Here is a 22,508-nt window from a genome sequence, read left to right on the forward strand (position 1 = left end):
CGGAAAAAAACCACCGCCGGAAGCCGGGGGTGGCTGGGGGGATAGAAAATCGGGGGAGAAATGTTTGTCAGGGTCTCCAGTCTGTACCCTTATTCCAGCGAGCCTGCCAGTGTTCAAGATATTGTGCGGCTACATCCGGCATATTCTTGAGCACAACGACATTCTCTGAATTCTTGCGTGCAGCAGCACGAGAGAAGTTATAGGAGCCAGTTTCAACCGTGTTTCCGTCAACAATGATGACTTTGTCGTGATGGATGGGGAAGGCATCTACAGTCCGGAGAGGAATGTCCAGCAGGTTGATATATTTCATCGCTTCCTGACTTGCCCGGTTCGTATTCCCCTTGTCATCAACAACAATACGGACGTCCACTCCGCGTTTTTTCGCTTTTGCCAGCGCATGCATTACATCCGGGTCGGTGAAGGAATATGCCATCATCCTGATGGAGCTTTCCGCACTGTTGATTGTGTCAAGCACCAGAGCGGATGCGCTTCCTTCAGGGGAAAAGCCGACCTTCACGGATGGCGTGTCGATCATTGCAAACGATGGTGTCGTGAACAGTAACGGGCATGCCAGTAGCGATACCCGGAGCAGAGTAACGATAGTTTTTTTACCTGACATAAAGACTCCAGAATTTAATCGAGGCCAGTCCAGTCTCGTGGTGATTCCGTATGGTGGCGATACCACCATGGACGACCGGAGGCGATGGCCCCTCTCAGAATGCTGAAAATGCGAGTACAGATAGTCCTGACAGTCCAGCCTGAACGGTCGAGAATAACGAAAAATAAAATGATGCCGGTGCAAATCCAGAAGGTTGTTTTGGAGGGAAAGGGGCATATAAACAGATAAATCATGGTGAACGGCAGAGGTACGCCCTGGATGTTGACTGGCGGTGTTGCATATCGCCAGAAACCTTCTCTTTTCATGACCGTAACTCCCCTGGCGGGATAAAAAGAATCGCTTCTCTTCGGTCAACTTCATTCCGGATATACATTTCCAGAATCTGGTCCCGGATACGGCGCTTCTCCTGCCGGATTATGGCATCAATGTGATGCCCCCACTCTGCATGTGGCATTCCGGAAAGATTGTCGCGAAGCTCATCGTTAATGACGATATATTCCCGGACTGCTTTACGACCACCGTCATTTGTTCTGACCAGAACCTGAACCAGAATGAACTGCAACAGTGACAGGACTGCCCAGGCCATCGAATCCCTGATGACAGGGGGAAACAGCCCAAGAAGACGTGCCAGCGTTTCACCAGGAGATTTCGTATGCATGGTGCTCAGGCAGTAATGCCCGGTGTTGCCTGCCTGTACCGCTGCGTCGGCGGTTTCGTTATCCCTGATCTCACCAACACCGATAATTTCGGGATTACGTCGTACCGCAGAACGCAGTCCGGCAGCAAAACTGACCACATCACGCCCGATTTCTGCCTGATGCGGTGGGAGCAGATCGTTTTCATTTCCCAGGATATATTCCACCGGGTCTTCATATGTCACGATTTTGGCGTCGGGGAAATTGTCCATAATGTAACGGTACAGTGCTGAACACAGCGTTGATTTTCCTGACCCGGTTTCACCACATACAAATCCCAGACCGCTTTTGCAGACCATTGCTTCAAGCAGGTCTGGCTCAATGTTCATGGAGAGAATGTCCGGTATTTCTGTCGGGATGACACGCATGGTTATTGATATTGCTTTCTCCTCCGCACCAGATGTGCCCTGAATGAGGTGAGAGCGTAACCGGATGCGTTCTCCGCGTTTAAGACCATAGCGACCGGAGGCATCCCCGTTAATCTGTATCGTCCTGTCAACCGGATTGCCTGCCAGAACGCGGGGAATGACTTCCCGACCGAACAGTTCATCAATCAGGGAGGACATGAGTGTGGTTGGTAACGTTGCACTGGAACAACGCACCCGTCGGCCAAAGCGACTGACAGATACTGGTGACCCACCGGTCAGATCCACATCACTGACTTTATGTGCGGCACACCAGACAAAGAAATGCCGTAGTTCATCTGCAGTGAAACGCTGAAACGGAAAAAGACCAAACTCATCAGGAATATTCATCGGGAGCCTCCTTCAGTGCCTATAAGCGGACGCCAGTGAGATTTCTGAAGATTGAATTCCGCATGATTTTTAAGGCGACGAACACGATCTCCAGTGACCAGTTTTTTCCCGTCACCTGTAACGGTTTGCATTTGATCAGAAACATCCGGACGGGTGATCATGCCCTGACGCCAGAGAAGTGAGTACAGCATCATGCCCCGGTAATCACGGGTGAGGGTTTTCTGGTTGGCTTCAAGCGTCAGGTCGGCGTTTTGTCTTCCTTCCTGCCATCCCTGCCGTAATGCGGTTTCCCACACTTTTCGTTGCACGCTGTCTTCTGGAACGACGCTGCCTTCTGTACCCGGAGTGGCTGTTGTTGAAAGCCCCCGGAGAAGCCAGTCACGCCAGCCCGGTGGATTGCTGACAAAGCGTTCAGGGCGAATGATGGTCCAGACCCGGGAAGAGGTCCGGATTTGATCTGGCGTGATATGAGCTACGTCCTGTGCTTCATCAATAACCGGTGGTAGCCAGCCTTCCGGGCTAATCAGTGGCCGGAAATCGTATAAGGCATTAAGTGTGCTTTCCCGGGCGTTGAGTGCCTGAATCAGCTCCCATGAACGCTGAGCCTTGCCACCACGAAATCCAAGCGTTTTACCTGCGTCGGTCAGCATTTTCCAGCGGGTTTCTGACAGACTATCGGGCTTTTCACTTCGTGGTTTAAGCCATGCATTAATGTCAGGTGGTGGCGTATTGACACCACCTGGCGAGATGGTGGGGGAAGAAGAACAACCAGTAAGCAGTATTACTGGCAAAATGAGAGAGGTGAGTACTTTCATTTTTTCCGGTTCTCCGGCTGCATGAAGCTGACCTGTAACAGGCCCGGATATTGATGGATTGTTGCTCTCCAGGCTGTCTGGGCTTCAATAAGTCTCAACGTATTGGAAAACGTCATATCCCGGACGTGAAGGTTGACTGGTAACGGCAGGCGGACACCATTGTAGTTAAACTGCATCCCCCTGACTCTGGCCAGTTCGTTCAGTAATTCAATCGCATCACCTTCCCAGTCAAAGGAAAGGCGATCGCTGTTAGCTGTCAGAAGATGAGACCCCGTTGAAACCAGAAGTTGGCCGGAAAACACACCTTTGTCCCATAATGTGTACTGAGTGTGTCGGGTAACCGCCACATCAGAGGCAGCACCGTAGTTACGCGGAACAGGAGTATGCTGAGAAGGGGAGTTGCAGCCAGCCAGAAAAAGGGCGGCAAGACACCCCGCAGGTATAATACGGTTCATAATAATTCCTGAGCAGTTAAATCAGAATGGGATATACCGGTGCTCCGGTACAGACAGGATGATGTTTGTTTCCGGCTATACTTGCGTTACCGGAAATAAATGCCAGTGTGGCCAGGTAAATAGCCTCATAGTTTACTGAAGGTGATTATTCCTGATACTGGCTGGTTGATGTGTCGTCAGACATAAAACGAATATGAGCGTAATCTTTAACGCTCCGCGCCGAATCGATCCATGATGGATGACTCGACGATTTATGAATCGAATGTACCGGCGCTTGTCCCTGAAACAGTTCCCGGCCCTCGTCCGGATAACCTGCAATTCAGACAGGTACATGTGCCCGTACACTCTTGTATCTTACTGAGTATATCAGAATTTATGTAAATTCAAATATCCTCTATGCCTCTTTGTTGTATTTTCCGTCAAGTATGAGCCGGGTACCATCGTAATGCATGATCAGGGCATCAAGGTACGCCGGTTTGAATTTCTTGCCGAGCCTATCTCTGGCCAGAAATGATAAACAATGATTATGTGTCATTATTACTATGTTCCTTTTATGAGATTTTCTTGCGATTGATTCAAGCGTCTTATAAAGATCATTATTGCAGTTTGATAAACTGTCCATAACGACGGGTTCTTTACCGGAGAAGAATTTTGCAGTTTGTATGGTTCTTACCGCATTGCTGGAGTAAATATCATATTCACTGAAGATTGTTGCGAACTTAATACCTTCCTGCTGTGCTTTCTCTGTACCGGTAATAGTGATTCCGCTCTTATCCGAATAGCAGGGCATATCTGAACGGTCGCAACGTTCTCCATGGCGGAAAAGGAAAATAACGGTGTTATCAGCATTAATTTCTTTTGCCTGTTCCAGTGTGATATCGGGAAGCGAACTTTTTGCTTTTGTCACTGCCGCTACCAGGAAAACAGAAAATAAAAGAATGAATGCTGTTTTTGAATAAGAAGAACGTGGTTTCATCATGTTATTTAAACTGAATATAAAAATACCCCCGGGTTTAGTGCCGGGGGCGGGGACTGTAATCAGAAAGTGAACTGAAGTTGTGCCATTGCACCGTAATCGTGGTCAGTTCCTACCAGGCCGGAAACATCGATATGTACGACGTCAAATGGAGAGATACCAACGCCAGCGGTGAAGGCGCTTCCGGAGTTTGATGCCATGTTCTGACGATAACCGGCACGCAATTGCGCCCATTTCCATGCGTTAAATTCAGCACCAACACTTGCAAACTGACGTTTGCTGTCAGAAGTGAAGCCACTGGCAGGAGTCAGATCAACGTCAAGAGCAGTGGTAAACAGGTCATTATGCCAGGATACACCGGCGGTTGCCTGTGGACGAATTTTGAAGGTTTCTTTAAAGCCATTGACGACTTTAGTATCAATACTGCGTGGAATGATGTTCTGGGCAACAAGACCGACAGTCCAGTTGTCATTCAGGTCTGTATAAGCACCAATATCGGCGTTGAATCCGTTTTTCGTGTTGTGGTACTTGTCACCGTCAAAATCGTCTTTGTCGTAATCACGAACCGTTACGTTGTAGTTAAACAGGTCCACACGCTGATATTTTGGTGTGACGCCAAGAGACCATTTTTGTCCGGCCGTTTCCAGTTCTTTGGCAAATGAAATTCCGACGTCGGTAATTACAGCTGCACGCCCGAATGCGCGTGAGGTCAGGGCATTCTTATCGACGTCGGTAATTGTTCCATTGGCAACTTTGTCCAGATAATCCAGGTCTGCATCGTTTACTTTTCCGTTTACGCTGACAGTTCCGTAAGACTTGACCATAAGGGCAAACGGCAGAGTGTCATTTGCCATGGCTGCTACAGCTGATACACCTACCTGAGCATCTGCATTGATATTGCGGAATTCCTGCAGACGATGTTTAAGATTTGCCGCTGCCTGTTGTACGCCATGCTGGTTATCTACAGCACTGTCAAACAAATCCCAGTCATCTTTAACATCATCAGCTTTATTTGATACATCATCAGGATCAGCAACTTGTGCCCCAACAGACGGCAGAAGAAGGCTGAAATCATCATTGCTGTTGTGCTTTGTCAGTAAAGCCGGGTTTGCCAGAGGTGCCACACCATAATGGGAAGATGCTACCCCGGTGCCACCCATTGCATCGTTACGCGCTTCAAAATATGACGTCGCTGCTGCAGCGTTAAAGGAAAATAATACAGCAGATGCAATGATGGTGCGGGTAATATGATTTTTCTTCATCATTTAATTTCCTGTTTATCAGAATTTAGACAAAACAACGCTATGACACGGATGTGCCGTAAATTTTTACTTTGGTACTATCTGGTATTTACCAGGGTAATAAAGACGTATTAAATAAGCTGACAGGTAGTATTTGCCCTGTAATAAGATTTCCGGCAAGGCCAGGTCTCAACGTAACGCGTCGCAAAGACATTGTTGTATTCTGCCTGGTTGTATATTCAGTTAACCATTTTCTTTTTTCATCGTTCAGAAGTGTTGGTGATAATGATAGTGCCGGATATATTAAAGAGCCATTTATTTCTTTTTCCTGTCTCAATATTACCCCGCAATATTCTCTTTTCGTGTTTCCTGCGAAGGGGAAACTATGCCAGAAAATAACTTCAGTGTTGCTGCTATCATTAATAAGCATTCTGAAATTATCAGCAGTATCTGGCCATTCACCGGACAACGCTATCGGATAGTTTTCATGGCCATTCAGCCAGTCCGGATTGAGATTAAAACATTCAGCAAGATGTTCGAGAGCGTCAACTGAAAGATAGTCTGCAAGTCTGGCCGGGTCCTGTATTACCGTGGAGCGGATATTCCATGGCGACAGCAATGTTGCCAGTAATGGCGCATTTATATCATGCGACAGCATGATGTATTCAATTCTGCTTATTATGTTTCCTGTGGTGTTATCCGCAGGCATAAACATATTATGAAGAGCATCCTCAAGTAGGATTCGGGTTAAATCAGCGGTGGATATGGCTAATTGTTCGCTCATTATCCCCAGAACTTCTCTTACCCCTTGTGGGTAACGGACCTGCAGTGGTGTCGGGTTTATCTGACGACCGTTGATGAGTTTTTCGCCGATTGCTTTTTTGTCCAGCGAGAGCATCATTCGGGCCGCAATACCGATCGTATTCAGTCTCATTGTTCCTCCGACTGAAAAAGTCTTTTCAGCTCATGTGGTTATTGTATCTTCGGTGTTTTTTCTGGTGAAACGAATAATTTCGATCATGCAGATCGAATGTGTTTGGCGAGTTGTTGCAACTCGCCTTTCTGTATGTGTTTCGAATGATGTTTACAGCGGGGTGCTGCCCGGGTTCAGAGGGCAAATCATAATGTAGTCAGGGTCGTTAACAGGTAACGCTCCGGGAGATGGGACACGTTCGCCATAAAAGGCGTTCACCTGGTAAAACTCGACCAGTGGTTTGCCAGTTCGAAAACGTGCCATTGTTGTGGTTACAAAATGCCGGAAATGCCACTTCATAAACGCATCTGGCGATGCCCTGAGTGTGGAGCAGAGCACGACCGCGATATCAATGCGGCACTCAACATCCGGCAAAAAGGAATACTGGAACTAAAGGCGGCGGGACTCGTCGTCTCTGCCCATGGAGGCCAGCGTAAATCCGTCGCACAGACGGTTGCGGCCTGAGAAGTGGGAAGCCTCGCCCGACAGGGCGGGGAGCAGTCACTATTTGGATATCAAACTTAATTGAGCGTTACACACGACGCAATACAACCTGTCTTATGCTCGTATTTGTACCATTTGCGTGAACCTGCTGGGCTCTCAACTACCTGGCAGTAGTGGGCATCCTCTGCGTTGCCCATTCTGGCAATGGCACAGAAGTCGAATTGCCCCAGATAACCTGTGGTGGAAAGCTGAGTAACTTTGAGTTTTCCACCTATTGTCCTCCACGTACCGGATTGGCACGAAAGTATTGCCCCTGTATTATCGCGGCCTACAAGGCCGTTAGGCGAACATGATGCGCCAGCAACGGCAGTTCTTTCCAGTTGTAAGTATTCACCAGTATAAAGGCGACCATCAGCACGAACAGTACCGCCTTTCACCTGACCGCCGGTATAGATGCCCTTGTTGTTTACACTTCGAACCCATGATCCGTCGGACATATAAAATCCGCCACCGTGAGTTTCATTGAGCCAGCCTTTGCTGTTACGAGTAATTAACCAACCATTATTACTTCTGATATCACCGCCAGCGGTGACATTTACGTCAAAGTTTCCGCTATTGCCTTTTACCTGACCGCTGAAAGTGCCATTTACACCATTCACATTGCCGCTGAAATTACCAGTCTGGGCATTTACTGCCCCAATGTTATTCAGGTTATTTGATCCCATATCAATGGCCGTGTGCATTTTGTTTAAGTCAGGGCGACCATTGACCTGGAATCTGTAAAGACGATCAGTGTCCTCTGCTGCACCACTAAGTTCATCTGTCGATAACAGTACGGCAATATGCCCGTTACCGCTTTTGGCACCATAATTACTTAAAGCTACTGACCAGGAACGTAATGCACCTGTGGCTGTTTTGCCGTCCTGGATATATCCACCAAGACCAGTGGTAATATCCTTAGCCATCTGGATAAGTGCTTTCACTGGATAAGGGGTGCCACCACTGGATACAACCATTGCCTGTAGTAATTCCGGGTTTTGGGCGTTTCGAACTACATATGCCTGTAACCGCTGCCCCTCGCTGTTTGTCTCAATAAAGCCGCTGGACAAAAAGCCGGTATTTTTCAGCATGGTTGTCGTGATAACGGCAGGGGTTGATGTGGTACTACTTGCCTGGAGAGTTGTGTAGTTTTTCCCTATATAAGAGCGGGCTGCACTGGCCCAGTTGCTGACAAGACGAGCTTCAGCCTGCCAACCTTTGGTTTTTAAATAGTCCTGCCATATGCCTGCTCCCCAGGCAACTATGATCATAACAATCAATAAAGCCGCGCCAATTTCCAGCGATGCCCAGCCTCGGTCATATTTTTTCATCAGATTACCCATAGTGGTTGATAAAGATTATCCAGTAGCAAAAGGACATGGCCAAGACACAGCCATGGACCCAGTGGGCCTTCTTTATGTCCTTTTATGCACCATGTTGAATGCCATAAGACAAATCCTCCTGCGCCCAGCAACACACTCCATATGGCGTTATATAGCCCTGACCATGCGGTAATACCTGCAATAAGCCACAGGTCTCCTGTGCCAATATTAAGACGATGGCGGTTAACCAGTTTATGCAGACAGAATAAGACAATTGCGGCAGAGACAATTTCTGTTGCACGGAGCCACCATATATCAGTTGTGATTTGTGATAATATTCCAGCGATTAAAAAACGCCTGGTGAATGTACCAGGTAAGAGGCCTGTTAGTGCATCCGTTACTGCCATTTGCAGCATGAACGAAAGAATAAGAACAGCATGAATACGGTAGAGAAGTTGGGATGGCGATAAAATAATTAATGCCACAGCTATACTATATAGCCATATTCCTGACAGAACTGCAGTGTGTGTCTTATACCAGAGATGTTCTGTATCAGATAAAAAATAACGAACTCTGAATAACAGAGTTCGTCCAATAATGGAAAATATGAACATCAATGGGAGGATATAAACAGGGGAGAGACTTATGCCTACGATTGTCTGCATTGTCTGCCTCCCTGCCCGGGAAGGCATATCCCTTTCATGTCACGATAAATTGTCCATACTTTATTAGCATATTGCTCTCTTGTTTCATGTCTGTCCTTACGGAATCCGGCATTGTATGATCCAAGGCAATTCCAGCTGACGCCACATATCTGAAAATGTCTTGCCAGTATCCAGCTTCCTATATGGATATTAAGACATGGTTTGGTAATTAAATCCTCAGACTTTTTGATTACGCCCATCTTTATAAGCTTTGGAATATGGGTTGAGTTTATTTGCATCAACCCATAATCCGTACTACTGGCTTTGCCTGTTTTTCTGTCCTTATTTATGTTAATTGCGCCCGGCTTCAATGAAGATTCCCCGGCAGAAATGGCCTTCAACAATAATGGTTCAATTTGATAGCGTGCGCCGGCGGCGGCAAAGCAATTGTCCCACTTGTTAGTCCAGATTTGTTTGGGGGCGATGTATGAAGCTCGGGCGGGATAAATAAGAGAACAAAGCAGGATTAATGAAATAAGTCTGAGGGGCACTTTACCCCCGGACATTAAAACTCCTTAGCCATTGATGGTGAAGATTAGTTTGTTTGTACCGGTGCTGCCATTATCAGCTGTGCATTGCGCACTGGCTTCTTCAGTAGTGACTTTTCCATCATTGTGAGTCGTACTGTTCAGGGTAATACCGTTAGTTAAACCAGTACGACTGATTTGTGTGGCAATCTGGATACAGGCATCCTGTGGGACTTTTTCATAGGTGACGGTAAAACCATTGTTGAAACCTGATGTTGAAGCCGGAGCAACAGTTACGGCACCGCCCCATGAGTTATAGAGCGTTGCTGTACCTGATGATGGAGTACCACGCACTGTCATAGTCTTGGGTACGCCACCCATCTGAATGAGAGCACCCGTCATTTTGGTTCCACTGGTAAACGTATATCCATCGCTACCTTTTAGCAGCCCCTGAGTACTTGTGATGATTGTCTGTATGTTCGAACTTTCATTTGCCACACCGGTTCGTGAACGCAACATATACAATCCACCAAAAACAAGGGCAAGTACGATAATTACAACAAGTGCTATTGCACCCTGTTCCATAATACCCCAGCCTTTGTCATGAGACGTTTCTTTCTCATTTTTCTTCAGAGCGTTAACATCAATATTTTGGATTAACATAAATACCTCGTTTTATTTAAAGATTACCCATACTGTTGTCGCCAATAGACTGAATGTCTACAACGGCCATGACCAGTAACAGGAGTGACATGACAAGAAATATCAGCATAATTAAACGCACAACAGCTGCTCGTTTTTTTACTCGCTCCAGCGTTTGTACAAGCCACCGTTGGCCATAATTGCCGATTAGCTCCGTTGCGCCATCTCCCTGTAATAAAGACAGGAAGTTGGCTGCTTCCCTGGATGGGAACTGATAACCGCACTGACGCAAAGCCAGCCCAAGGTGATCCCCCTGGCGTACGCGGTAAATAATGCTGTCAAGGCGTGTGCTTAACCATGGTGATGCAAAGTCCTGAAGAACGTTCAGTGAGTTGAGCGTTGTCATTTTGGCTTTCAGAAGTGCAGCCATATTCAGGAGGAATGCTGCCCCCTGTATATCCTTATAAATACTCCATGGCATTATATTGTCAGCCAAAGAGCGGCTTTTCCAGTTTTTCAGAGACCATGATATTACACCTGTGACCACTGCAAAAAGAACGGCACATATAGCGCCGTAATTATCGACAAACAAAGATAATCCATAGAGAAAACCAAGAGCACCACTCCATGAATCAGGGGAGCTTATTTTGCTCAGTACAGGTATTAGCTCTGTATTAAGAACATATAATGTCCCCGTCATCATGATTAACAACCCCACCGGGTAAATAGCCATTTGCCATATGGCCTGATGGAGTTGCTTTTTGGCATCTGTAAGTGTGGTGGCAAATTGTAATGCATCCACAATGGAACCACTTCTTATTCCGGCACTGATTACTGCAGCCTCTTCCTGGGGAACCCATAAACCAAGAGTATATTCCAGAGAGTTTTCGCCACTGTTTTCACGAAGAGACTCAATACAGTCTGTGGCCAGTTCAGCAAAGGGATGCCATTTTCGTCCAAAGTCTGTCCAGGCATCCCGCATCTGTTCCAGTGCGGTCTTTAATGGCTGTTTATTTTCCAGCAGAAAACGCAGAGCTTCGTAAAACTGCACCCTGTAGGGGGCGCTGAACGTTTTTCTGACAATGAAACGTCTCAGCCGTTGACTGAAATTCATTTCACGCATGTTGTTCTCCTGTTAGGCATCATCGATGCTGAGGCGTTCGTCTTCGTCCAGAGGGATGATTCTGTCGGCTTCAAGAGGGTCCACCAGGCCTTCATTGATACGGCGAAGAAGATGCTCTACACGACTGATGCCATGCATGTTTTCAAGCCAGTATTTACGTGCTGCAACTTTGCCGCGTGTTTTCAGAATCTGAAATAAGCGATTATCAGGTTCTATCACTTCAGCAATTACGGTCCTGCCGGTGAGGCCTTTACCTATTTCACCGCGCTTTCTGCCGTTAATAATTACGTCGTGATTACAGTCGGAGCATCCGTGAGGATTTCGGAACCAGATATTATCTGTACTGCAGAGTGAATCTTTATTGCAGTGCCGCTCAAGGTAAGCGCGGTCGTCTTCGCTAAGTTCAGGTACTCGCTTTTCCCATGGAATACGGCAGGAGGGACACAGAGTTGGTACAAGACGCTGGCTGATCATCCCAATCAGTAATTGCGCATCGCAAATAAGATCGGCATTCATACCCATCGTAATCATCCGCTCCGGTATACCCAGAGCTGAGTTTGTATGTAATGTCGTCAGAACGATGTGACCGGTCTGAGCCGCGTAGGTTGTTGACATCATCGAGACAAGATCGCGCATTTCCCCTTCCATGATGGCATCGGGGTCAAGTCGCATTGCCGATGAAATAGCACGACTCCATGCCAGTTTGACGGCCTCTTCGTCGGATTTGTCACAGATAATCGGGGTTTGTGTTGCCCCCAGAATCTGTCCTTCCAGCGGATCTTCGATCGTCAGCAGGTGTCGCCCCTGATTATCGTCAAGATATACACGGCAGGCACTGCGTAACGTTGTTGATTTACCTGAACCTGTTGGACCAGACAGAACTATTTTCCCTTCCGGGCGGCGCAGCATGACGTTCAGCAACCGGATTTGCTCCGGTATAAAGCCCAGTTGCTTAAACGTGGGAACTTTGTCTCCGTCATCGGGTATCAGGCGCATAACTGCAATCAGACCATCTCCCGTAGGTCTGTGACTGTATCGTGCACCAAATATTCCTATTTTTCGCATTAATTGTGGGGACAGGCGCGCATCCTGTTCCCTTTGAGGGAAGAAACTGGTTTCAGTCACATCAGCCATTGACAGAATGGCTGTTGCGCAAAGTGAATAACCCAACGCAGGTTGATCTTCATCTACAGTTTGCAGTTCACCGAATATTCTCATGCGAACTTTGAAAATAGACTCTGAAATTAAAAAATGAATATCTGAAGCACCAAGTTTTCTGGCTGTTTCAAAATAGGAGAGAACTTTCTTCTCACTTTCACTAACATCTGCAAGATCTTTCAGATGAATAATCCGTTCTTTCGGACCTTTATTTTCATCATCCTGACCGGCTTCCTGTAACTCAGACAGCGAGACTACTTTTGGGGTGATGTCAGGGTATAAGTTTAGCAGTTCCTGGAGATTACTCTGTACGTCAGGTCTTGTTCGCTGATTTGTTTCGATGAGAATTTCATGGGTGTCTCCCCGGGATATAAAAAGGAGAGCATCCTTCAGATTATATTTGTCCATATCACATCACTCAGAAAGTAAGGGTGGTGCCATCACTCAACGTGACGCCAGACAATGAGATCGACTTCACCGTGACGGATGTACCCGGAAGCTGGCTACCAGTGGTGACGCTTGTCTGACGTCCATCAGCCATGCGAAGAACGGCATGAAGACGTTTATCTTTGCCGTTTATTTCCATAATAACGGGCAATTCCTTTCTGTTTTTAGATGTCGGCTGCTCTGAAACTGATGGCAAGGAGGCAGTCACACCAGAGAAACCTGAAACAGTTTCAGATGACAGATTAACATCTGATTCTTCGAGTTGTTTCTGTAGCTGTGCGCCCTGAACTTTTGCCTGTAAAAGAATATTCCGGTTTTGTTGTGCTTCAAGTTCTCCTATTGTGACAAGAGGTTGTGTTGTTGCAAATGAAAAACCAGAGAAGAAAAATATGGATGGAATAATGAGTAATTTACCTGGACGCATATATATGACCTTCTGAGGAATAACTGAAAGTACCGCCGTTTAATTCAAAATGGATATTGCTCAGACGAACGCCGGTATCCTGAAATAAAGGGAACAACTCATCAGGATTTACAGGCGTTGATAAACTGAACTGATATTCTTTCCATTTCTGAACAGGGGCTGGTTCACCATCGTTACCTGGTAATGGTTCCGGTATGGCTATTTCATTAATGGCCGGCGTTAACTGTTTTTTCTGAAACCACGTGAACACCCGCATCAGTTGTTCTGAGGGGGCAGGGACTGCCTCATCCCTGCGGGGCAGGGAAGGCAGTGGTCGGGTTACAGAAGCCAGGCGTGCACCATCTTTAAGGTTAAAGTCAGGAATAACATTAAAGATTTCTTTGCTTCTTGCCAGAAAGCCTTCAATAGTTCCTCCTGGCTGTCGTTCGTAAATCAGTGTGAATGTCTCGGGAGTACATGTTCCACCGGTAAGTTTCCAGCCTTCTAGCGCGACCGGTGATGGTTTTCGAAGGTCCGCGCAGGCTTTCAGAAAATCACTGATTACAGGTTGTGACGCCCATGGATGCGGGAGCTCCGGTGGTGGTTCGAGCTTTTTAAACTGTAATCTTGCCCGTGCAGCTATCTCCTCGGCGGTCGGTCCGACATCAGGCTCTGGCTGAGTCATCCAGAATACTGTGCCTGCGCCGGCTGCTACTAAAAACAGTACGGCAGGAAGTGTGAATTTGCTGCGATTGCCGACAGTAAGTTTGCAACGGCGGAGGTCTGCTGATGATAACCGGGTAATAATACTTTCCCAGTTATCAGGATGTTCCAGAGACGATACAACCTGCCATTTTTCGGGGGGCTCTTCGTTCATCGCCAGAAAAAGGCTGACCTTTTGGGCAACGTCGGCATCATTTCCTGATAAGTCAGCCATAACGGCAGGCTGGCCATTAATGGAAGCAAGGAATAAGAGCTCCTTATCGCTGTACCGGAAGACACCGTATCCATTTCTGACCCATGAGCAGAAAGCCAGTGCCAGGGAAAAATAATGATTGCGTTCTGGCCTGGTCAGTATTCCTGTGCCGGTAAGGCGGCTGATCTTTCCACGGGAATTTCTGCTGCCTACAGTCACTTTCAGGGAGGTAAGCCGTCTGGGTTTTACATGAGACTTGTGTTTATGATGTGAGGGGACGCGCTGTTTTTTTACGACAGGAGTCCATTTAAGACAGGCAGCCCACACGCGATGATTTACTTTAGGATCTGCGAGAAGCACTACCGGGTTGATATCTTCATCAGCCATTATTGCCTCCTGACGGGAAAGTCGGGGTAATGATGATCACAAGCGTGCTGCGTTCATTTTTCCCGGTTTGTGAACCACCAAATAATGGATTTGCTGGCGTAAACGTACCGGCTTTACTTGTCGTCGTATTGTTCTGATCGAAACCAGTAACGACAAGTGATTGCCCTTCTTTCAGATTGACCTTCTGGCTCAGTGAACGCAGTTTGGTATATGGCATTTCGATGTAACTGTTTCCGTCTTTTGACGTAAAGCTACGGATAGTTGGGGGATCAGACAGATTAAAGTTCATCTGCAACTGGAGATTGCCTGTTTTCTGAATTAAAGGCAGCAGGGTCATATTGAATCCAGTGGTGATCATGCCCGGTGTTAATGTTGTTGTTGCTCCTACATCCGTAGTCGTAGTTGTTGCTGACTGGGCGACGTAAACTGTCTGATCTGCCATCTGGATAGGTACCGGCGTCAGGTTTGTGACAGTGCTTTCTTGTGAAGTTACAACGCTGACATCGCCTTGTTCACTCAGTGCTTTAATCAGAAGGCTGGAACCGCTGAATTTGGCGGCATTCCCTGTTGCCGTATCCAGAATTGATACGCCTGCAGATGTAGCGCCTGTAAAATCTCCGCTTGCATTGTTCAACGTTGCTCCGGCGGAATGTAGCGATTTGTAAACAAGATTCCAGTCCAGACCGAACTGCTCGTTTCTGGTATTGCTGACGCTCAGAACCTGTACGTTCAGGGCTACCTGGCGGTTCATAATACTGTTTTGTTCGTCCACATATCGTGCGACGGCTTCCTGGACAGCAGGAGTATCAGTGACTGTTAGCGTTGAGCTCGATGCAGATAACCAGTAACGGCCTTTTTCTGGTGTCAGCATCGCTTCAATAGTTTTCCGGATGTCTTCATACAGGTCGTATTCCTGACCGACGGTTGTGCTCTGAGAGGACGTAGCATCACCGGATGCTGAGTTATCCTGGCCTCCTGTTGCCCCCATTGTGCTTGTTGAGCCAGAGCTGACACTGGAACTGCTGCTGGTTTTGGTGTTCAGCATATGAAGTGGATACGTTCTGGTTTCAGTCAGATAGAATACAATCCGACCATTATCCATGCGCCAGTACAGACCACTCCGGCTGGCCATCAGATCCAGAAGACCATTGATATCTCCCTGCCACATGAGGTTATTCAGCGTTAATGGCTGAGTGGAGGTAGTCATTGTTGTGCTGCCCAGGCTGCTTAACGGTAGACGTCCATTTTCATCTGGTGCTGGTAATGTTCCTGTCATCTGGCGGGTAGCGCCTCCTTCAAGAGTTGAATTGGCTGCGTCAGGCGTGATGATCACAGGGATGCCGCATACGGCAGTAATACGTTGCCCCAGTTCCTGCAGAGTGATCTCTCCTTTTCTTGCCTGCGTGATGTAGCAGGCCGGAGCTGTTTGTTTTTTCTCTCTTGATACCTGAGCGACCGGAACAGGGTTTATCCATTGATTATCGAGCCAGGTAAGAGCCTGCGATTTACGGGCAGAAAGGGCTGATACCTTTTCCCAGGCATGTGCTGAGTCTTCCTGTGCTTTTTTCTGCATTTTATTGATTTCTCTGAAAGTACATCCGGAGATAGAAAGAGCGACGGCGATCATGCAGGGGAGCACCGCCAGCTTCATTGAACGCTGGTGTGATTTTTTCATGAATATATCCAGATTAGTTAACGTAGACGACAGAACCAGCAGTAATGCCTGCTGGGGGTGTCAGACCGGTTACAGTTCCTGATAGCCAGGTGAGTTGCCCGTTTTGGAAGATCCCTATTAGTGCAGAACCACGACTTTTTGAACGCAAAGTTTCAACAAGTCCTGGTTGTTCAGGCATCCATACCCACAGACGTCCCTGTTGTAACTGATGTTTAATTCGGGAGTCCGGAGTGACAGGGAGAGCCAGTTTATCTGAAGAAATTACTCCGTCCTGCTGGCCTGATACGTATCTGATATCATTGATTCTGTTAGCAATCATTAGTATCTGACTTGCCCATACAGATGCACTTGCATATTGCTGGGCGTTCGTGGTTTCAGACATCTGCTGATTCTGGTAGCTTCCAGTGATAATCAGAATGGTCAGGCCGACGGCCATGACCAGCCATCCCATTAGCGACCATCCCTTGTATCAGAAACTGTAATGATGCACTGCATGCGGGAGGCCTGTGCGTATAAAGGTTTTTGCGCGGTCCGATATAACTCAAATACCTGCTCCATGGCTGATTCAAATGATCCCCGGAACATCAAAGGTGCATCCAGACGGTAATCGGTTACAGAAAGTGGCCATATGACCATCCAGTGCGTTGATGCCATGCTTTCGCATTTTGTTTCTTCTGCCCACTTAATAATGTTTTCCCTTAATGTAGTGCCTGCCGGCGCACGCCACTCTTTACCCTGAGATACCGGTTTGACAGGGGTCCCGGTCATGAGTGGGATAGACTTGACTGTAGAGCCGGTCGGAGTCGGGATTGCTGCGGGCGTAGACGGAGATACGCTGTTTCCCCTGAATGGGTTTCGTGGTTTGTTCTGGCTATTTGCTGTCGTTGGTGACTCCGGGGAAGTGGATGTGGTTACCATGGCTGCTGGCGAGATAGTGGTTGCCGTGTCCTGTGCCGGTGCAGCAGCCGATGTTGTGACGGTCAACGTTTTATTATCCCAGTCCAGATGGCCCCAGAGGTGTTGTTCTTCCAGCAACCGGTTCAGAGAACGGGTCCACTGATCATTGGCAGACCATGAAACCAGTTTGGTATTCAGTTTGGGCGTGGCTGCATTCTCTTGTCTGAATTTCCATCCTTCCGGTAGTAATGTTTTTATCCACTGACTGACGGTCCGGTTACGGGCCGTCGGCGATAGTGTTACAGGGGCGCTACCAGGCTTGCCTGTAATGATTAACCGGGAGAAATTCTGACTTATTGTAGGTGAAGGTAACGGTCGGGATTCGCTTACTGGCTGTGCTGTTTTTACTGTCTCTGGCACGCTGACTCTCGGGGGGGGAGTTATTTTAGGTGGAGAAAGACGTTGTTGCGTAAGTGCCAGAACGCCAGCACTTTCACTGATTTGTCCGTCAACAAAAACCAGAGCAGGCGTATCTGATGGTGCCACGTTATTGCTGCCGGAAATTCCGGCACAGCCGGACAATAATGACGGCAGTATAAGTGTCAGATAGTTTTTTTTCATAACGGAGACTCCGTGTTCGTATATACGTGTTTGTTAGTTAATGCGGACTTTAAGTAAGGGTTCATTATTTTATGTGCAATTGGATGGGTAATGTATACCGATATTGAGAGAATTACTCCTGAATGTCCCGTTTTAGTCGCATTCAGAAGTTTGCTTGGGTCTTTAATATTGTTGATTAGTATTTTCATTATTCTGTCTTTTGAGTTTTAATGTTGCATGTTATTTTAAAGGCGAGGTTGTGAATAGCCAATTAAGCCAGTGTTTTGGGATTTTTTGTGAAAATAAAAATCCTGTTTATGGGCGTTCTTTTTATATCTAAATGTATTTTTTAATTGGTGTAGTGGGTCTGGTGAGGTCGAATGACGACTGTCATTCCGTCCGAATGCAAATGTGGGAGAGACCACTGAAATAAGAGATATACAAAAGGAATTGATAATCTTTCGTACAGGCTTGTTTTCCGTGGGTATGTAATAACGGAGAAATTCAAACCATAAGATTCCAGTCTCTTTATAAGTTTTCTTATTCTTGCCGGAGTAAAGAGATGTGAATGCATGACAATGATTTCGTCATTATTAATTGCTTTTGATATCAGAGAAAGCAACACATCCCAGTGTTTCCTCATTGACTCCGGGCAATGTGTGTCAGCATAGGGGCTAAGATGTATAGTTGATTTATTGCTGCCCTTTTTCTTCTTCACAAAGAATGTGAAGTCGTATTTAGATGCAGACCTTACAATAAGAAGTACACATCTGAAAAGTAGTGGGAAAATGCAAATCACAACCACCACAAAGAAATATAACATATAAGGCAATGATATGTTGTCAGTGAATGGATAACGTAAGTATTGCCATGGGGTAGTGATGTACAGACAAAGCGTACACCAAAGCAACCAGAGATATAATGGTGCGTTATTATTTTTCATGTTGGCTGAGGCAGGCGACTAAAATAACAGAGTAAGGAGGATTAACTGTTTAATTCTTTGGAACAAAAAAATGCAGTTCCTGATCATCACACACCATTATTTCCACAGGGTTACCATTTTTATCCAGTAAATTGGTGTTAGTTTCAAATGATTTGCAGTTGTTTTTACTTTTAAATGAATCAAGGTACAGGGTATTAATGTCAGATTCGTCATCTGTTGTTTCTCTTGAAATCAGATAATGTATTGCAGTAAATATCCCCACACAGAAAATTGTGAGTAGGACAACATAATAAACAGTCCAAATTAATTTGGTCATTGATTATTCTCCGTACAGAAGTCCGTCACGGTTAGGGTCGAGTTTTTTCCAGTGGACAGAGCCATCGTTGCATGTCCAGGCCTCCTGGGCAGGACGGGTGAATATTAAACCGGGTTCAGATTCACGGGAGTCCGTCACGGTGCACTGGTGTTCTTGTCTGTATTGTTTCCAGCGAGCATCGTCTAATAACTGGATGCAGTACGCCAGAAGGATGAGCACTCCGGCACAGGAAAAGAATAAACATTTTGCTTCAGTTGCGTTCATGATAGCCAGTCCTGTAGATGCTGATGGCGGGAGCTGCTGCCCTTGTGCCAGCGGCAGTGGCTGCCGGGAGCACGTTCCAGTCGGAACAGAAATCGGTTGTCGCGTAGTACCACCACGAGACAGTTATCCGGCGTGCAGAAACGTCGGGCAAGCTCATCGGGGTCTGTCGGTGTTTTCGTTGAAAACAGCCTGCGTTTGCAGTGTGCGTCGACGACCAGTATTTGCAGTCGTCCGGGATGTTGCTGTGGCATCAAAGACTCCTTCCGGAACGGGAAAAGAAGCAGCTGTACCGTCATAACTGCACGTACCGGTTGCGAAAAAACGGCACAAGCGAGTAGTGACAGAAAGAATGTCGGAAACGGCAGGAAGGGCGGTACAGGCTGCGAAGACTGGAAACGGGGTATGCCGGGGATTACACATCCTCAGTGTAATGTGATAGTCGTCTGTTCCTGTGTTGCACCCCAGACATCTTCTGGCAAGCTGGGCAGCCCGATAAATAGGGTGTGAAAGAGGGTTTCTCTGCGTTCGATCCCGAATTGATGTTCGTATCCTCTCACCACCTGAAATCTTTCGTCGGAGAATATTAACTCTGCCGTTTCCAGAAGCTGCATAGTTTTGCGGTGTAGTGGAGTGATCAGCTGCAACGTAACTGGTGCCCTCATATCGCCTGTCGGTAGAAAACACTCTTCGGTGCGACTTAGTTGTAGCAGATGGCGTTTCCCGGAACAGGCCCGTTCAATGGATTCATTGAACACCCTCTCAGGCCATGGGCAGACATAAGTGCGCCAGCCTGCTTTCTGTAATTTACCCAGCGCAGCCCGAAAACGAAACAACGGACATTCCCCGACAGTGGCAGAGCTGAGAAAGAGCGTATTCAGCGTTCCGATGATGGGAATATTGCGATCTTTTTCGGTCAATGCTTTTAACGCCATGATTTCGCCAGGGAGACTACGGAACTCAGGATGTCTGCTGGCACCAGAAAGCCATTCAAGCAGGTAATGCCGTAATCCGGTTTCACTGGTTATATTGTGGTTTTCCTGTGCCGTTTTCAGGGCATTCAGTGCACACCAGAGCAACTGGCGCACGGGATGTTCTGTCGTGGTCATGCGAATGTCCTACTGTGAGATGAAAAGAAGACCGGTGTCCGTTCTCTCCGCCACACGTGATGGCACGGGCCGGCCTTTGAAAAAACGAATAAATACTCTGGGGTGAAGCCTTTTATTTCTTTCGCCATTAAGAAATACACGGTTCCATCAAAAGACAGGGGGAGTCCATGGTGGGGATGGATTCGTGCAGGCTTCACTCCAGAATATTCTCTTGAATTGAAAAAAGCCCGGCCCGAAGGCCGGGAAATACTGGCTATGGGATGTTTACAAGGCGCTCCATAAAGCCGTGATGTTCGGCATTTGATACCAGTTCCAGGAGCAGGGATATCCTCGACTCAGGCTGGAGAGTATTTTCCATTCTGAGGAGATACTGATATTGTGCTTTTGTCAGCCATATGCTGGAAGCCGCATTCAGCTCTTCCCTGGCTCCCGGATTTAGCACAGGGTCCGGGTAAATCTTCATTAATCCATCAACAATATCTTTATTGACGGGTTTTATTTCACCGCCAAACTTCACGAAATCAATGAAGGCGCTATGGCGACGTAATGCCGATACTGGTTGAATGTCAAAATTAGCCAGAATAAAAAAGTACCCTGGAAAAATAGCGAATATTCTTTCACGGTAACAGCACCTGGAGTCTGCCCGTCTTATCTTTCTTGTTATTAATGGAGTCCATGGTACGACGTTTTGCTCATTCAGCCATGAGAATAAAGATTCTCTGTTTTTGCCGGCTGTATTATATTGCGCAAGATACCAGTTCCGGTTATTCAGGTGTTCTATATTCACGAAGTTCAACGCTCCGCGCAAAACCGATCCATGATGGACGATTTTGCGATGTCAGGCGAATATGCTAAATCATATGTCTGAAGCAGTGTCCAGCCCATATCTGGATAAACTGCAGTTCTGACAGGCATATAACCAGCAGACTCTAGTACGTTCTGTATCGGTGATTTGGCGAACTCACAGATAAAGAACGGCTAAGCACTAATATCAGCAATACAGTGGCACAGTATTGTGATACGCGAAATAAAACATCAGCACGTCAGTTCAGAGTAAGGTCGCCATATATCTGGCATGAGCCAGATACAAATAACTGGGACACCGTCTGAAGTGATTTGCTTTATTAAAGTAACTTGTGCTTGGTGTTTATGTTTATCAATTTGGGATCGCCTGTAAAGTGCAAAATGCAATTTCCATGAAAGTGTCCCCTTTAATGGGGACACCTGTTCACATTTTTTCGTTTTCTTTAGCTGTATTGCTAATCATGAAAACGAACGTTCGCATCAGCACGGCAGAGCGAAGTGCATCATATCCTTCCAGATTTAAATTCTTCAGGCTTCGCTTCAGGTAGGTTCGTACCGTTTCGGGAGAAAGTCGACAGTTCTGAGCAATGGCGTCGTAAGGAACACCCATTGCGTAAAAAACGCAGACTTTAAGCTGGTTTGTTGATAGCTCGGGAAACATGCCTTCCAACAGAGTGATGGCCGGGAGTTTCTGTATCATTTGAGGTGACATAGCAAAGGTCTCCGATGACAACTAAAAACGCTATCACCGAGTTCCTACGCTCATTGGTGATAGCCCAGACGGGGGTAGGAATACCGGCGTCATCGGAAACCGGCCAGGCTAATGCCTGCCCCGCCTGAGCTACCATAGATGACGACAAGAAATACAAGTTCCTGTCTTTATGGTATGGCAAAAAACGACGCCAAATGAAGAAATTAACTTCTGCGCCGACGATGACTACGCGGGTTCCTACGCCCGATCACAGTTTTGCCTGTGACCAGTAAAGGGTACTTAGTATAACGTACCGAGTCAACTAACCGCTTAAAAAACATACAAAAAAGCGTCAAAACTTAACGCTCCGCGCCGAAGCGATCCAGGCATGATGCTTCTGCTTTGTGGCGTTCGAACATGCTGGTCCATATGCACGAAACGGTGTCTGACCCTCGTCCAGACAATCCGCAGTTCTGACGAACATATGAACAAATATGCTCTTGTAGAGGCTGTTGTTACACAATTGGCGGGCTGTGTAACAAATGGTTTTATTATCTAAGAATTATTCTATTTACGATCGAATGATCTACAAAATGATTTTTTAAAGGTTTTTTAGATCGTTTAATTGTCT

25 protein-coding genes and 3 pseudogenes are annotated in these 22,508 nt (G+C 46.8%); 1 reads left to right on the plus strand and 27 read right to left on the minus strand.

All coding sequences use genetic code 11. From position 1 onward, the window contains the following. Positions 1 to 67 precede the first annotated feature (67 nt). The 9 genes and pseudogenes from ACJHX7_RS19850 to ACJHX7_RS19890 all read right to left on the minus strand — a co-directional run. On the minus strand, positions 68 to 619 hold the full coding sequence (locus ACJHX7_RS19850; RefSeq protein WP_022630639.1) for a phospholipase D family protein: 552 nt from the start codon (positions 617 to 619) through the stop codon (positions 68 to 70). 14 nt (positions 620 to 633) lie between these two features. Then, a complete protein-coding gene (locus ACJHX7_RS19855; RefSeq protein ID WP_001299214.1) occupies positions 634 to 924 on the minus strand; it encodes a hypothetical protein in 291 nt (96 codons plus the stop codon). Then, positions 921 to 2,069, minus strand: coding sequence for a plasmid transfer ATPase TraJ (gene traJ, locus ACJHX7_RS19860; protein WP_001024972.1), 1,149 nt, complete (start codon positions 2,067 to 2,069; stop codon positions 921 to 923). Before traJ ends, ACJHX7_RS19855 begins: the two co-directional genes overlap by 4 nt. Beyond that, positions 2,066 to 2,884: an IncI1-type conjugal transfer lipoprotein TraI gene (gene traI / locus ACJHX7_RS19865; protein ID WP_000866663.1), complete on the minus strand. Its 819-nt coding sequence runs from the start codon at positions 2,882 to 2,884 to the stop codon at positions 2,066 to 2,068. The genes traJ and traI overlap by 4 nt, the downstream gene beginning before the upstream one ends. Continuing rightward, the gene (gene traH, locus ACJHX7_RS19870) at positions 2,881 to 3,339 is read right to left on the minus strand and encodes an IncI1-type conjugal transfer lipoprotein TraH (protein WP_022630640.1); all 459 of its coding nucleotides are present in this window, start codon (positions 3,337 to 3,339) and stop codon (positions 2,881 to 2,883) included. The genes traI and traH overlap by 4 nt, the downstream gene beginning before the upstream one ends. Before the next feature lie 394 nt (positions 3,340 to 3,733). Beyond that, on the minus strand, positions 3,734 to 4,318 hold the full coding sequence (locus ACJHX7_RS19875; protein ID WP_001611722.1) for a histidine phosphatase family protein: 585 nt from the start codon (positions 4,316 to 4,318) through the stop codon (positions 3,734 to 3,736). A gap of 59 nt (positions 4,319 to 4,377) precedes the next feature. Further along, the gene (locus ACJHX7_RS19880) at positions 4,378 to 5,580 is read right to left on the minus strand and encodes a conjugal transfer protein TraF (RefSeq protein WP_023196138.1); all 1,203 of its coding nucleotides are present in this window, start codon (positions 5,578 to 5,580) and stop codon (positions 4,378 to 4,380) included. Between the two features lie 85 nt (positions 5,581 to 5,665). Next, positions 5,666 to 6,490, minus strand: a complete 825-nt coding sequence (gene traE / locus ACJHX7_RS19885) for a conjugal transfer protein TraE (RefSeq protein WP_109217201.1) — start codon at positions 6,488 to 6,490, stop codon at positions 5,666 to 5,668. Between the two features lie 150 nt (positions 6,491 to 6,640). Continuing rightward, positions 6,641 to 6,742, minus strand: a pseudogene (locus ACJHX7_RS19890) (shufflon-specific DNA recombinase); the annotation flags it as partial. Between ACJHX7_RS19890 and ACJHX7_RS19895 the strand changes: the two are divergent. Then, positions 6,737 to 6,994 (plus strand): annotated as a pseudogene (locus ACJHX7_RS19895) (zinc ribbon domain-containing protein); the annotation flags it as partial. The pseudogenes ACJHX7_RS19890 and ACJHX7_RS19895 overlap by 6 nt on opposite strands. Positions 6,995 to 7,050: 56 nt before the next feature. Here the strand turns inward: ACJHX7_RS19895 and ACJHX7_RS19900 are convergent. The 18 genes and pseudogenes from ACJHX7_RS19900 to ACJHX7_RS19985 all read right to left on the minus strand — a co-directional run bounded on the left by ACJHX7_RS19900 (position 7,051) and on the right by ACJHX7_RS19985 (position 22,079). Next, entirely contained in the window at positions 7,051 to 8,343 is a 1,293-nt protein-coding gene (locus tag ACJHX7_RS19900; protein ID WP_024145563.1) for a shufflon system plasmid conjugative transfer pilus tip adhesin PilV, read from the minus strand. Beyond that, positions 8,343 to 8,999 (minus strand): A24 family peptidase, encoded by a 657-nt coding sequence (locus tag ACJHX7_RS19905; protein WP_001193549.1) that lies wholly within the window; start codon positions 8,997 to 8,999, stop codon positions 8,343 to 8,345. The genes ACJHX7_RS19900 and ACJHX7_RS19905 overlap by 1 nt, the downstream gene beginning before the upstream one ends. Continuing rightward, positions 8,984 to 9,544 (minus strand): lytic transglycosylase domain-containing protein, encoded by a 561-nt coding sequence (locus ACJHX7_RS19910; protein WP_410231682.1) that lies wholly within the window; start codon positions 9,542 to 9,544, stop codon positions 8,984 to 8,986. The genes ACJHX7_RS19905 and ACJHX7_RS19910 overlap by 16 nt, the downstream gene beginning before the upstream one ends. A gap of 9 nt (positions 9,545 to 9,553) precedes the next feature. Continuing rightward, positions 9,554 to 10,168, minus strand: a complete 615-nt coding sequence (locus ACJHX7_RS19915; RefSeq protein WP_000908227.1) for a type 4 pilus major pilin — start codon at positions 10,166 to 10,168, stop codon at positions 9,554 to 9,556. 16 nt (positions 10,169 to 10,184) lie between these two features. Beyond that, positions 10,185 to 11,270 carry a type II secretion system F family protein gene (locus ACJHX7_RS19920; RefSeq protein WP_001208802.1) on the minus strand — a complete coding sequence of 362 codons (1,086 nt, stop codon included), beginning with the start codon at positions 11,268 to 11,270 and terminating at the stop codon, positions 10,185 to 10,187. A gap of 12 nt (positions 11,271 to 11,282) precedes the next feature. Further along, positions 11,283 to 12,836 (minus strand): GspE/PulE family protein, encoded by a 1,554-nt coding sequence (locus tag ACJHX7_RS19925; protein ID WP_001545756.1) that lies wholly within the window; start codon positions 12,834 to 12,836, stop codon positions 11,283 to 11,285. A gap of 10 nt (positions 12,837 to 12,846) precedes the next feature. Next, positions 12,847 to 13,299: a type IV pilus biogenesis protein PilP gene (gene pilP / locus ACJHX7_RS19930; RefSeq protein WP_001247333.1), complete on the minus strand. Its 453-nt coding sequence runs from the start codon at positions 13,297 to 13,299 to the stop codon at positions 12,847 to 12,849. Beyond that, positions 13,286 to 14,581 carry a type 4b pilus protein PilO2 gene (gene pilO2 / locus ACJHX7_RS19935; protein ID WP_016245572.1) on the minus strand — a complete coding sequence of 432 codons (1,296 nt, stop codon included), beginning with the start codon at positions 14,579 to 14,581 and terminating at the stop codon, positions 13,286 to 13,288. The genes pilP and pilO2 overlap by 14 nt, the downstream gene beginning before the upstream one ends. After that, entirely contained in the window at positions 14,574 to 16,256 is a 1,683-nt protein-coding gene (locus ACJHX7_RS19940) for a PilN family type IVB pilus formation outer membrane protein (RefSeq protein WP_282655692.1), read from the minus strand. Before ACJHX7_RS19940 ends, pilO2 begins: the two co-directional genes overlap by 8 nt. Before the next feature lie 13 nt (positions 16,257 to 16,269). Continuing rightward, positions 16,270 to 16,707 carry a type IV pilus biogenesis protein PilM gene (pilM, locus tag ACJHX7_RS19945; RefSeq protein WP_001545758.1) on the minus strand — a complete coding sequence of 146 codons (438 nt, stop codon included), beginning with the start codon at positions 16,705 to 16,707 and terminating at the stop codon, positions 16,270 to 16,272. Further along, positions 16,707 to 17,774 (minus strand): type IV pilus biogenesis lipoprotein PilL, encoded by a 1,068-nt coding sequence (gene pilL / locus ACJHX7_RS19950; RefSeq protein WP_001545759.1) that lies wholly within the window; start codon positions 17,772 to 17,774, stop codon positions 16,707 to 16,709. Before pilL ends, pilM begins: the two co-directional genes overlap by 1 nt. Positions 17,775 to 18,102: 328 nt before the next feature. Beyond that, positions 18,103 to 18,696, minus strand: a complete 594-nt coding sequence (locus ACJHX7_RS19955) for a hypothetical protein (RefSeq protein WP_001545760.1) — start codon at positions 18,694 to 18,696, stop codon at positions 18,103 to 18,105. Between the two features lie 49 nt (positions 18,697 to 18,745). Then, positions 18,746 to 18,931 (minus strand): annotated as a pseudogene (locus tag ACJHX7_RS19960) (hypothetical protein); the annotation flags it as partial. Positions 18,932 to 19,272: 341 nt separating this feature from the next. Next, positions 19,273 to 19,527: a PilI type IV pilus biogenesis protein gene (locus tag ACJHX7_RS19965; RefSeq protein ID WP_001136187.1), complete on the minus strand. Its 255-nt coding sequence runs from the start codon at positions 19,525 to 19,527 to the stop codon at positions 19,273 to 19,275. Positions 19,528 to 19,698: 171 nt separating this feature from the next. Next, positions 19,699 to 20,382 (minus strand): conjugal transfer protein TraC, encoded by a 684-nt coding sequence (locus ACJHX7_RS19970; RefSeq protein WP_023196143.1) that lies wholly within the window; start codon positions 20,380 to 20,382, stop codon positions 19,699 to 19,701. Between the two features lie 253 nt (positions 20,383 to 20,635). After that, positions 20,636 to 21,169 carry a transcription termination/antitermination NusG family protein gene (locus ACJHX7_RS19975; protein ID WP_001372168.1) on the minus strand — a complete coding sequence of 178 codons (534 nt, stop codon included), beginning with the start codon at positions 21,167 to 21,169 and terminating at the stop codon, positions 20,636 to 20,638. Positions 21,170 to 21,610: 441 nt separating this feature from the next. Further along, positions 21,611 to 21,898: a helix-turn-helix transcriptional regulator gene (locus ACJHX7_RS19980; RefSeq protein WP_000074855.1), complete on the minus strand. Its 288-nt coding sequence runs from the start codon at positions 21,896 to 21,898 to the stop codon at positions 21,611 to 21,613. Further along, positions 21,816 to 22,079, minus strand: a complete 264-nt coding sequence (locus tag ACJHX7_RS19985; protein WP_001387472.1) for an ash family protein — start codon at positions 22,077 to 22,079, stop codon at positions 21,816 to 21,818. The genes ACJHX7_RS19980 and ACJHX7_RS19985 overlap by 83 nt, the downstream gene beginning before the upstream one ends. Positions 22,080 to 22,508: the final 429 nt, after the last annotated feature.

This window comes from Escherichia sp. WS1451 (genome assembly GCF_046487365.1).
Classification (GTDB): Bacteria; Pseudomonadota; Gammaproteobacteria; order Enterobacterales; family Enterobacteriaceae; genus Escherichia; species Escherichia coli.

What these genes read in the sequence shown, in the direction of transcription:
- ACJHX7_RS19910 (WP_410231682.1), bottom strand. Translation starts at nt 9,544, where the DNA reads ATGTCCGGGGGTAAAGTGCCCCTCAGACTTATTTCATTAATCCTGCTT.
- ACJHX7_RS19955 (WP_001545760.1), bottom strand. Translation starts at nt 18,696, where the DNA reads ATGAAAAATAATAACGCACCATTATATCTCTGGTTGCTTTGGTGTACG.
- ACJHX7_RS19980 (WP_000074855.1), bottom strand. Translation starts at nt 21,898, where the DNA reads ATGTCACCTCAAATGATACAGAAACTCCCGGCCATCACTCTGTTGGAA.
- ACJHX7_RS19970 (WP_023196143.1), bottom strand. Translation starts at nt 20,382, where the DNA reads ATGACCACGACAGAACATCCCGTGCGCCAGTTGCTCTGGTGTGCACTG.
- ACJHX7_RS19915 (WP_000908227.1), bottom strand. Translation starts at nt 10,168, where the DNA reads ATGTTAATCCAAAATATTGATGTTAACGCTCTGAAGAAAAATGAGAAA.
- ACJHX7_RS19940 (WP_282655692.1), bottom strand. Translation starts at nt 16,256, where the DNA reads ATGAAAAAATCACACCAGCGTTCAATGAAGCTGGCGGTGCTCCCCTGC.
- pilO2 (WP_016245572.1), bottom strand. Translation starts at nt 14,581, where the DNA reads ATGGCTGATGAAGATATCAACCCGGTAGTGCTTCTCGCAGATCCTAAA.
- pilM (WP_001545758.1), bottom strand. Translation starts at nt 16,707, where the DNA reads ATGGGATGGCTGGTCATGGCCGTCGGCCTGACCATTCTGATTATCACT.
- ACJHX7_RS19855 (WP_001299214.1), bottom strand. Translation starts at nt 924, where the DNA reads ATGAAAAGAGAAGGTTTCTGGCGATATGCAACACCGCCAGTCAACATC.
- pilP (WP_001247333.1), bottom strand. Translation starts at nt 13,299, where the DNA reads ATGCGTCCAGGTAAATTACTCATTATTCCATCCATATTTTTCTTCTCT.
- ACJHX7_RS19920 (WP_001208802.1), bottom strand. Translation starts at nt 11,270, where the DNA reads ATGCGTGAAATGAATTTCAGTCAACGGCTGAGACGTTTCATTGTCAGA.
- ACJHX7_RS19900 (WP_024145563.1), bottom strand. Translation starts at nt 8,343, where the DNA reads ATGAAAAAATATGACCGAGGCTGGGCATCGCTGGAAATTGGCGCGGCT.
- traH (WP_022630640.1), bottom strand. Translation starts at nt 3,339, where the DNA reads ATGAACCGTATTATACCTGCGGGGTGTCTTGCCGCCCTTTTTCTGGCT.
- pilL (WP_001545759.1), bottom strand. Translation starts at nt 17,774, where the DNA reads ATGAAAAAAAACTATCTGACACTTATACTGCCGTCATTATTGTCCGGC.
- ACJHX7_RS19965 (WP_001136187.1), bottom strand. Translation starts at nt 19,527, where the DNA reads ATGCCACAGCAACATCCCGGACGACTGCAAATACTGGTCGTCGACGCA.
- ACJHX7_RS19880 (WP_023196138.1), bottom strand. Translation starts at nt 5,580, where the DNA reads ATGATGAAGAAAAATCATATTACCCGCACCATCATTGCATCTGCTGTA.
- ACJHX7_RS19850 (WP_022630639.1), bottom strand. Translation starts at nt 619, where the DNA reads ATGTCAGGTAAAAAAACTATCGTTACTCTGCTCCGGGTATCGCTACTG.
- traE (WP_109217201.1), bottom strand. Translation starts at nt 6,490, where the DNA reads ATGAGACTGAATACGATCGGTATTGCGGCCCGAATGATGCTCTCGCTG.
- traJ (WP_001024972.1), bottom strand. Translation starts at nt 2,069, where the DNA reads ATGAATATTCCTGATGAGTTTGGTCTTTTTCCGTTTCAGCGTTTCACT.
- ACJHX7_RS19875 (WP_001611722.1), bottom strand. Translation starts at nt 4,318, where the DNA reads ATGATGAAACCACGTTCTTCTTATTCAAAAACAGCATTCATTCTTTTA.
- ACJHX7_RS19905 (WP_001193549.1), bottom strand. Translation starts at nt 8,999, where the DNA reads ATGCAGACAATCGTAGGCATAAGTCTCTCCCCTGTTTATATCCTCCCA.
- traI (WP_000866663.1), bottom strand. Translation starts at nt 2,884, where the DNA reads ATGAAAGTACTCACCTCTCTCATTTTGCCAGTAATACTGCTTACTGGT.
- ACJHX7_RS19925 (WP_001545756.1), bottom strand. Translation starts at nt 12,836, where the DNA reads ATGGACAAATATAATCTGAAGGATGCTCTCCTTTTTATATCCCGGGGA.